An 8974-nucleotide genomic window follows, 5' to 3' on the forward strand; every position below is an offset into this window, starting at 1 on the left:
TCGTCAGCTCCGTCGGTATTGGTAGTAACTTTCAATGTCGGATTGCAGGACCACACCATAAACCCGTTGGATCATAGGGGCCACATGGCGTTGTACGTATAGCGCTTCAGCCTGTGTGTTGTCGAATTGCTCCAGGGCCTCTTCCAGAGTGGCCTGATACTGCACGGGGGCCACGTCCCGGCGGTTCGCCGGAATCTCCATCAGGTCGATGGATTCGGGCATGTCCGAGCCCTCTTCGGCCGCTTGTTTCTCGGTATCTTCGAGGAAGCGCGCCAGGTCGACGGCTGGCAGCAGGGCTGCCGGGCCATTGGTTCCCTCAACCAGCAGCCACTTGGGTTCGGTCTTCAGGGCTTTTCGGGTTTCATCCGGGGTTAGCTCCCGTTCTGTCCGGAGAATGTTCCTTTCCATGATTGCGCCTACCGAGACCCTCCGCAATGCCTGTATGACCGGGGAGTTCTGATAGCTCAGGCCCTGGCTCTTGAGGATGGTAAGGAACAGGGACTTCTTGCCAAACGCTTCGCTGGTTACGAGGCTGGCTGTGGTAATGATCAGCATGCCAGGCAGAATGATGTTGGGGTTTCGGGTCAGCTCCATCAGCGCCATCAGAGCTGCCAATGGCGCCTGAAGTACGGCGCCCATCATCGCGCCCATACCGAGCATGGCGTAGAAACCGACCGATGAAGCAATATCCGGGAAAACATGAGCACCCACCAGACCCATAGCCCCGCCTAGGGTCGCACCCATAAAAACGGTGGGACCAATCACGCCGCTGGGCATGCCCAGCCCGATGGATAGCCCGGTGATGATCAGTTTGGCTCCGCCGACCCCCAGCAACAGCCAGAAACCCAGTTCACCGTGAATGGTTTCGCTCACGGTGTCGTAACCGATGCCCATGGTTTCAGGGACGACCAGAGCAAAAGGCACCATCAACAGGCCTGCAACGGCAATTCTCAGCAAAACCGGACGATGGTGGTAGCGGCCCATGCTGTCAACCAGGTGGATGAACCCGGCTGCAGCGATGCCGATGATGATGGCGATCACCAGAATCCAGGGAATTTCGAGCAGCGAGTTCATGGTCAGGGCCGGGACACTGAAAGCCGGCTCAGATCCGTAGACTGCCTGCGTCACGATGGCGGCGCTGACTGCTGCCAGGATAATGGGGGTAAAGCCGGCAATGGTGTATTCCATCATCACCACTTCCATCGCGAAGATGACACCAGAGATGGGGGTGTTGAATGACGCCGAAATTGCCGCCGCACATCCGCAGGCCACCAGAGTACGAATGCTGTTGTTGGGCAAACGCATCCACTGTCCCAGCAGGCTTGAGAACGCAGCCCCCAGATGAACTGCAGGACCTTCCCGGCCAGCGGACTGACCAGTGATGACGGTGGTCACTCCGGCAATAAACTGGACCAGAGCGCTCCGGAACGAAATGTAGCCCTGATGATAATTGAGTCGTTCCATGATGTGGACGATGCCGACTTTCCGGTCGTGGAGGGCCAGTTTATGCAGGAGCAGGCCAAGACCAAGGGCACCAGCCAGTGGCAATAGCCCACGGGTAAGCAGATCCAACTCTTCAAAGCTCTCAGAGCCATGCCCCGGGAGAAAGTGTTCCAGTGGCCACTCGATGGCCAGGCGAAACAGCAGAATAACGATACCCGTGACAATGCCTGAGAGCAGGCCTAGCACCGCCAGTTGAGGCAAGGCATCAACCCCGGAGAGTTTTCGCCGGAAAACGGGGATCAGATTCTCGGTAATCTGTTGCCAGATGCTACGCATTGACGAGGTGTTCCGGTTGAAGTGTCAGGATCATTTGAAGATTTGTTTGAACATTGTAACGGTGGGCCCGCAGGCTGCAATAAGTCCTTGGTTTATCATGTTAGACTACGAATCCTGAGTTCCCAATTCTGCACAGATCGCGTTGGAGAGAAGAGTGATTAAAGTAGGCATCGTCGGTGGTACCGGATATACGGGCGTAGAGCTGCTGAGAATCCTGGCGGTACACCCGGAAGCAGAGGTCGTCTGTATTACCTCACGGTCTGAGGCGGGTATGCCCGTGGCTGATATGTATCCGAACCTGCGAGGCCATGTTGATCTGGCCTTTTCCGAGCCGGATGCCAGTGTGCTGGCAGGCTGTGATCTGGTGTTTTTTGCAACACCTCATGGTGTGGCCATGCGCATGGTGCCGGAACTGATGGCCGCTGGTGTACGCGTTGTAGATCTGTCCGCCGATTTTCGCCTCAAGGATCTGGACACCTGGGCGGATTGGTATGGAATGGCTCACGAAAGTGCAGAGTGGGCTGGAAAAGCCGTCTACGGGTTACCCGAGGTGGCCCGGGCCGCCATTCGGGATGCTCAGCTGGTTGCGAACCCAGGTTGTTATCCTACGGCGGTACAGTTGGGTTTCCTGCCACTGCTGGAGCAGGGCCTTGTGAATCCTGCCCGATTGATTGCCGATGCCAAATCCGGCGCGAGTGGCGCAGGGCGTCAGGGGAAAATCGGCATGCTCCACGGCGAAATCGGGGAGAGCTTCAAAGCTTACGGGGCTTCCGGCCACAGGCACTTACCCGAAATCCGACAGGGCCTCAGTGCCGCGGCGGGTAAGGGGGTGGGAGTGACGTTTGTGCCCCACCTTGTTCCCATGATTCGCGGCATTGAGGCCACCTTGTATGCGGAACTGGTGGATGTTGCCGATTTCGACCGGCTGCAGTCACTTTATGAAGCCCGTTATGAGAACGAGCCGTTTGTGGATGTCATGCCGTTTGGCAGCCACCCTGAAACCCGAAGTGTTCGTGGTGCGAATCACTGCCGGATGGCGCTGCACCGGCAGGAAAACAGCAATATCGTCATTGTGTCTTCGGTCATTGATAACCTGGTAAAAGGTGCCGCCGGTCAGGCTGTTCAGAACATGAATATTATGTTTGGGCTGGATGAACGTTTGGGGCTGAGCGCTCCGGCCCTGTTGCCATAAGGACCGGTTGTGAGCGACTCCCGCAAGCCCGCAGATGAATACGTTGTGATCCGGCACCGGCCAGGCTATCGCTTGCGCCGGAGCCTGATTTTGCTGGGGTTTACGGTCGTTGCCGCCGTGGCTGGGTATGCGGCGGGCCTGGCTCAGGGTGGTTTTCGTTTCAGTTCGGCAGAGGCCTCGGCTGAGCACTTACTGGACCAGGTGGAAACACTTCAGGAGCAATATCGTGAGGCTCGTCAGAGCCTGATCAACCTGGAGCGTGGGCGAGCCATAGACGAGCAGGCTCTGCGTGAAGCCAGGAACACGATGGTTGGCCTGGAAACCCGGATTTCAGAGCTTGAAGCCGATCTGACCTTCTACCGGAATATCATGGCCCCCTCCGAGACCAGCAAAGGGCTTCAGGTTGACAGTTTTACCGTCACGCCGGCCCGTTCCGACGGCACCTACGACTTCAAAATGGTGCTGACTCAGGTCGGTAATAATAAAAGCTATATCTCGGGCCTGGTGGCCGTCAACGTCATCGGCACTCAGGAGGGCGAGAAAGAAGTGATTGCGCTCCGGGATCTGTCCGATGAAATCGATGACCTGGGAGTGAAATTCCGCTTCCGCTATTTTCAGGATATTGAAGGTACTCTGCGCCTTCCTGATGGCTTTGCCCCATATGAAATCCAGGTGGTGGCTCAGGCTGAAGGGCGCAAAGCGTCGCAGTCTGAGCGAACATTTGATTGGAAAGACCTAACGGAGAACTGACATGCTTGGCAAGAAAAAGCAGAAACCCCGCCGCGCCCCGGGCCACTTTGATACGTTGATTTCTGGTAAAACCACGATTGAGGGCGACGTTCACTTCTCCGGCGGTCTTCACGTGGATGGAACCATAAAGGGGCGGGTGGTTGCTGAAGACAGCTCCGAAGCCGTCGTGCGACTGTCGGAAGTAGGAGAGATTGTGGGGGATGTGATTGCGCCCCACATCATTGTTAACGGTAAAGTGAAGGGAGACGTTCATGCCTCCACACATCTTGAGTTGGCGGAAAAAGCCGTTGTAACCGGAAATGTCTATTATCGTTTGATCGAAATGGCCATAGGGGCTTCGGTAAACGGTAACCTGGTGCGTAAAGATGAAAACAGCGGGTTGCTGACTCACGAGGACAGACTGGCAGAGCCTGTTATTGCCGGCGATGATGAGGAGAAGTCCGAATAGTTGATTGTTTTAGTCAGGAATACCATAATTTCCCGACAGTAGCATCACGCCGGAGGCAGACTTTGAGTGTAGTTCAGCATCAGATGGCCGCGCCGTTGTTTTTCACTGACAACGCCGTCGCCAAGGTACGCGAATTGATTGAGGAAGAAGAGAATCCTGATCTGAAACTGCGTGTCTTCGTCACAGGGGGCGGCTGTTCCGGCTTTCAGTACGGCTTCTCTTTTGATGAAAGTCAGGAAGAGGACGACACCGTCATTGAGCGTGACGGCGTCAAGTTGTTGGTGGATTCCATGAGTTACCAGTACCTTGTGGGGGCGACCATCGACTATCAGGAAGGGCTGCAGGGTTCCCAGTTTGTCGTTCAGAATCCGAACGCGAGTTCCACCTGTGGCTGTGGCAGTTCGTTCTCAATCTGAGTCAGGGCAGGTAAACCGCGCCCAGAATCCTCTCGCCCGAAGCTCCTGTGACTTCGGGCACGTTACCTGGTAAGCGAAGGATCGCTTGCCGGGCCAGCCAGGCAAACGCGACAGGCTCTACCCATTGTGGGTGCAACCCAAGATCCGCAGTGGTGTGAAAGGCAACTGAGCCCAACCCCAATCTCAGTTCGTTCATCAAAAGATGGTTAAACGTGCCGCCGCCACAGGCATAAACCGCCATCTCGGCACTTTCCTGCGGCAATTGCTGAAGAATGGTGGTGACCGTCAGTTGCAGTAATGTCCGCTGAACGTCTTCGGTGGGCAATCCCTCGAAGCGTTTCAGGTGGGTGTGGATCCAGTCGATGTTAAAGCGTTCTTTGCCGGTGCTTTTGGGGGCTGGCTTACTGAAGTAGGCGTCCGACAGCATGCTGGCAAGAAGTTCCGGGCAGGTTGCGCCTTCGCGCGCGAGATGCCCGTCTTCATCGTAGTGGCGTCCCGTCTGATCCAGACACCAGGCATCCAGAAGGGCGTTGGCTGGGCCAGTATCGAAGCCAATGATGGGCTTTCTGGAGGCTGCCGGCAGCCAGGTGATATTGGCAATGCCACCCAGATTCAGAATGCATCGGTCTTGTTCTTGGGAGGCGAAGAGCCAGCGATGGAACGCTGGCACCAGGGGGGCACCCTGGCCTCCCGCGGCGATATCCCGGCTGCGAAAATCGGAAACAGCAGCAATGCCCAGACGTTCTGCCAGCCACGCGGCGTTGCCAATCTGGGTTGAAAACGGGGCGTTGCCCGAGGGTTGGTGGCGGATCGTCTGACCATGACTGCCAACGGCGCGAATCTGCCTTGGGTCAATCCCAGACTGATCTATCAGTGCGGCACCAGCTTCCGCAAAGTGCTGGCCAACCAGTGAGTCCAGCTCTCCGAGTTCATCCGGATTTGCTTGATTCCGCGTTGCCAGTATTAGTCGCTGGCGAAGCTGATCAGGGTATGGCAGCGATGCGGTATGGTGAACCTGCAGGCTTTTGTGGTCAAAGGACACCAGGGCCGCATCGACAGCGTCCATGCTGGTGCCCGACATCAGGCCTAACCATAAATCCATGATCAGTTGTCCGGTGCCAGCGCAAGCTGCTGGCCGCTTTCGCGGAACCCGTTGAATTGGGCAAGGCGTTGCTCGGTGTGTTTCTTGAACCGGGCCATTTCTGTGCCGGAAATGGGCTTGGCATCCGGCAGCTTCACAGTTCGGGAGTTCCTTGGTGAGCCGTTTATTCGGAATTCATAGTGCAGGTGGGGGCCGGTCACCATGCCTGAGGAACCCACGTACCCGATGGTTTCTCCTTGTTTCACCCGTGTGCCGTTCTTGATGCCTTTGCCGAGGCGGCTCATGTGCGCGTACAGGGTTGTAATGTTGTCGCCATGTTGAAGCACTACGGTTCTGCCATAGCCTCCTTTCCAGCCCGCGAATTTTACGCGCCCGCTACCGGCGGCTTTGATCGGAGTTCCCGGGGGCGCGGCGTAATCTGTGCCTTCGTGGGGGCGGACGACATCCAGGACCGGATGACGGCGTTGAAGGTTAAAAGCTGAAGACACCCGGGCGTTAATGGGCACTCTCAGGAAAGCTTTGCGCATGCTTTTGCCATCTGGAGCGTAATAGTCGCTTTCACCGTTGGAGTCGGTATAGAGGAGGGCAACATTATCTTCACCACGATTGATAAAGCGGGCAGAGAGAATGCGGCCGGTATCGAACTTTTCGCCGTCAATATACAGCTCCTCGTAGACCACTTCGAAGCTGTCGCCTTTTCTGACATCGTAGACGAAATCGATATCCCAGCCGAAGATTCCGGCCAGCTCCATGGTCAGGCGGTCATTCAGTCCGGCATCGCGGGCGGAAAGATAAAGCGATCCATCAATGACGCCGGCGGCAAAGGCAGGCCTTGCCTCTGGCTCGCGAATTGCCGTCTCTCCATGAAAGCCATCATCGGTTCTGGTGATTTTCAGGGATTCGAGAAGGCTGCGTTTCAGCTCAATCCCCATCAGTTCGCCTTCGTCGTTAACGCCAAAGCGAATGTCTTCGCCGGCATAGAGCCGTTGAAGTTTATCGGCCTCACCTTCTCCGTTAATCACAGAAAGCATAAGGCCATCGTTGAAGCCGGCTTTGCGGAACAGGGTAGACAGCGTGTCGCCAGAGCGGATGGTGATCTCTTGCCATTGGATGGCCGCTTCCTGTGATGCATCGGCCTGGGCTGGTGCTGTCGCTCCCGGTACTTCCGGGATGACTTCTGTCGGGGAGGTGGCCGTGGTTGACGGAAGGGCCGGCTCTTGCGAGGCGGAGCCGGACACCAGGCCTTGGTCCAGATCGACGGTGTAGCTCATTCTTTTGGCTTCAACGTCTGCGCTGGGGCTCATCAGCGCCGCCGCTGAAACAATCACGGTTGCGGCGGCTGCGAGGGTAATGTGGGTTTTGGGGAATGTTTTCAGCACGAAGCTCACCCGTTTTGATCGGTAATCCAGTATTTTGTGCCGGCTTATTAAAGCGCCAGGTCAAGTATAGACCTTCAGATTACCGTATATGACGGGATTGCGACAGTGCCGAACATTACAGTGCCAGGGGTTGGCTGATCGTACAAACAGTGTTGCCGCTGGTATAATCCCGGTTTTTTTGGGGCTCTGATTGGTCGAATTCTGAGCAGCTCCACTTTATCAGGGGCGTCGGTAACTCACAGCTTTCTTTATGTAGGGCTCTGTAACCGGCGCTTGCTTTATTGTCACAAACGGTGAGGGGTTCATGGCATCAATTGATGAAGCGTTGGCGATTATCAAGCGGGGGATTGATGAGCTAATCCCCGAGGAAGATCTGGTCGAAAAGCTGAAAGAGGGGCGGCCGCTGAGAGTGAAGGCGGGTTTTGATCCTACGGCGCCGGATCTGCATCTCGGGCATACGGTACTTATTAATAAGCTTCGGCAGTTCCAGGACCTCGGGCACGAAGTGATTTTTCTGATAGGGGATTTCACCGGTATGATCGGAGATCCCTCTGGTAAGAGTGCTACCCGGCCGCCGCTTACGAATGAGCAAGTTCTCGCGAACGCGCTTACCTATAAAGAGCAGGTGTTCAAGATTCTGGATCCTGATAAAACCCGTGTTGTCTTCAACTCGGAGTGGATGAACAGTATGACCGCCGCAGATATGATTCGTCTCGCAGGGCAATACACCGTTGCCCGAATGCTGGAAAGGGACGACTTCACCAAGCGTTATCGGTCGGAGCAGTCGATCGCCATCCATGAATTTCTTTATCCTTTGATTCAGGGCTACGATTCTGTGGCGTTGGAGGCGGACGTTGAGTTGGGTGGTACCGATCAGAAGTTCAATTTGCTGATGGGGCGGATTCTGCAGAAGCATTATGGACAGAAGCCGCAGGCGATTCTGACGGTGCCCATCCTGGAAGGCCTTGATGGTGTTCAGAAGATGTCCAAGTCTTTGGGGAACTATGTCGGGGTCAGCGATGCGCCTGGCGAAATGTATACCAAGTTGTTGTCTATGCCTGATGAATTGCTCTGGAGATACTTCGAGTTGCTGAGCTTCCGGCCGATGGCTGAGATCGAGCAGTTCAAGGCCTCTGTTGCTGCAGGTGAAAATCCCCAGGACTATAAGAAGCTGCTTGCTGAAGAGTTGATTACTCGTTTTCATGATGAGGAGGCTGCCAGCACGGCTCACCGCTCGGCTGGTAATCGCGTGGCGCTGGGAGAGATTCCTGATAATGTGCCAGTGGTGGAAGTTTCTCTGGAAGGCCAGTCGGAAATCCCTATGCCGGCAGTCCTTCGTCTGGCAGGGTTGGTGAAGAATGGGGCAGCTGCGCGGGATGTGCTGGGTCGTGGTGCGGTCTATGTAGATGGCCAGCAGTTTGATGGCGAGCGTCTGTTTGTAGAAGGTGATGAGTGCGTCATTCAGGCAGGTAAAAAGAAGATCGCCAAAGTGGTGGTCGTCGCCTGAGGCGAGGAAGTCACGGCCAATTTGAAAAAAGTTCAAATTGGCCGTTGACAGATTTCCTGAGGGCTGTAGAATGCGCACCACTTCTGAGGGACAAGCCGCTGACAAGCGGAACGAACTGGAAGTAACCACTTGAAAGTGTTGAAGAAAATGGTTTAACAAATTCTTCATAAAGTGGTTGACAAGGTGGCGGTTCAGTGTAGAATGCGCGCCTCGATTAAGCAGTAAGCCGGTTGGATTCGGTGGCTTTCGAAAGAAAGCAAATCACTGAAAATAAACGGTTGACAAGGCGGCGAAACGATGTAGAATACGCCACCTTGATTGAGCAGCAGCTCAAACGCTCTTTAAAAAGTTGACCAAGTAATTCGTGTGGGCGCTGGCCGAGGTATTTCGGACACGAAATA

The 8974-nt window shown here is 55.4% G+C and carries 9 protein-coding genes; 5 read left to right on the plus strand and 4 right to left on the minus strand.

From position 1 onward, the window contains the following. Positions 1 to 3 precede the first annotated feature (3 nt). Entirely contained in the window at positions 4 to 1779 is a 1776-nt protein-coding gene (locus K325_RS0111965; protein ID WP_029654503.1) for a chloride channel protein, read from the minus strand. A gap of 154 nt (positions 1780 to 1933) precedes the next feature. Here K325_RS0111965 and argC point away from each other — a divergent pair, with 154 nt between their 5' ends. The 4 genes from argC to erpA all read left to right on the plus strand — a co-directional run bounded on the left by argC (position 1934) and on the right by erpA (position 4585). Continuing rightward, positions 1934 to 2971: an N-acetyl-gamma-glutamyl-phosphate reductase gene (gene argC / locus K325_RS0111970; RefSeq protein ID WP_029654504.1), complete on the plus strand. Its 1038-nt coding sequence runs from the start codon at positions 1934 to 1936 to the stop codon at positions 2969 to 2971. A gap of 9 nt (positions 2972 to 2980) precedes the next feature. After that, on the plus strand, positions 2981 to 3721 hold the full coding sequence (locus K325_RS0111975) for a DUF6776 family protein (RefSeq protein WP_029654505.1): 741 nt from the start codon (positions 2981 to 2983) through the stop codon (positions 3719 to 3721). A 1-nt stretch (position 3722) separates the two neighbouring features. Next, positions 3723 to 4169 (plus strand): bactofilin family protein, encoded by a 447-nt coding sequence (locus K325_RS0111980; protein WP_029654506.1) that lies wholly within the window; start codon positions 3723 to 3725, stop codon positions 4167 to 4169. A gap of 83 nt (positions 4170 to 4252) precedes the next feature. Further along, complete coding sequence (erpA, locus tag K325_RS0111985; protein WP_199453137.1) at positions 4253 to 4585, plus strand: iron-sulfur cluster insertion protein ErpA; 333 nt, start codon at positions 4253 to 4255, stop codon at positions 4583 to 4585. Position 4586: 1 nt separating this feature from the next. On the opposite strand, the gene K325_RS0111990 is transcribed toward erpA, so the two are convergent. Continuing rightward, the gene (locus K325_RS0111990; protein ID WP_029654508.1) at positions 4587 to 5687 is read right to left on the minus strand and encodes an anhydro-N-acetylmuramic acid kinase; all 1101 of its coding nucleotides are present in this window, start codon (positions 5685 to 5687) and stop codon (positions 4587 to 4589) included. A 2-nt stretch (positions 5688 to 5689) separates the two neighbouring features. Then, positions 5690 to 7066, minus strand: coding sequence for an OapA family protein (locus tag K325_RS0111995; RefSeq protein WP_029654509.1), 1377 nt, complete (start codon positions 7064 to 7066; stop codon positions 5690 to 5692). Positions 7067 to 7370: 304 nt separating this feature from the next. Between K325_RS0111995 and tyrS the strand changes: the two genes are divergently transcribed. Then, complete coding sequence (gene tyrS / locus K325_RS0112000) at positions 7371 to 8573, plus strand: tyrosine--tRNA ligase (protein WP_029654510.1); 1203 nt, start codon at positions 7371 to 7373, stop codon at positions 8571 to 8573. Between the two features lie 214 nt (positions 8574 to 8787). On the opposite strand, the gene K325_RS18730 is transcribed toward tyrS, so the two are convergent. After that, a partial coding sequence (locus K325_RS18730; protein WP_211218152.1) for a hypothetical protein occupies positions 8788 to 8974 on the minus strand: 187 nt, incomplete at its 5' end.

It is taken from the genome of Marinobacter daepoensis DSM 16072, from assembly GCF_000421165.1.
Taxonomy (GTDB): domain Bacteria; phylum Pseudomonadota; class Gammaproteobacteria; order Pseudomonadales; family Oleiphilaceae; genus Marinobacter; species Marinobacter daepoensis.

Bases quoted from the DNA above. Each gene is read 5' to 3' on its own strand.
- K325_RS0111965 (WP_029654503.1), bottom strand. From the start codon at position 1,779: ATGCGTAGCATCTGGCAACAGATTACCGAGAATCTGATCCCCGTTTTC.
- K325_RS0111980 (WP_029654506.1), top strand. From the start codon at position 3,723: ATGCTTGGCAAGAAAAAGCAGAAACCCCGCCGCGCCCCGGGCCACTTT.
- erpA (WP_199453137.1), top strand. From the start codon at position 4,253: ATGGCCGCGCCGTTGTTTTTCACTGACAACGCCGTCGCCAAGGTACGC.
- K325_RS0111990 (WP_029654508.1), bottom strand. From the start codon at position 5,687: ATGGATTTATGGTTAGGCCTGATGTCGGGCACCAGCATGGACGCTGTC.
- tyrS (WP_029654510.1), top strand. From the start codon at position 7,371: ATGGCATCAATTGATGAAGCGTTGGCGATTATCAAGCGGGGGATTGAT.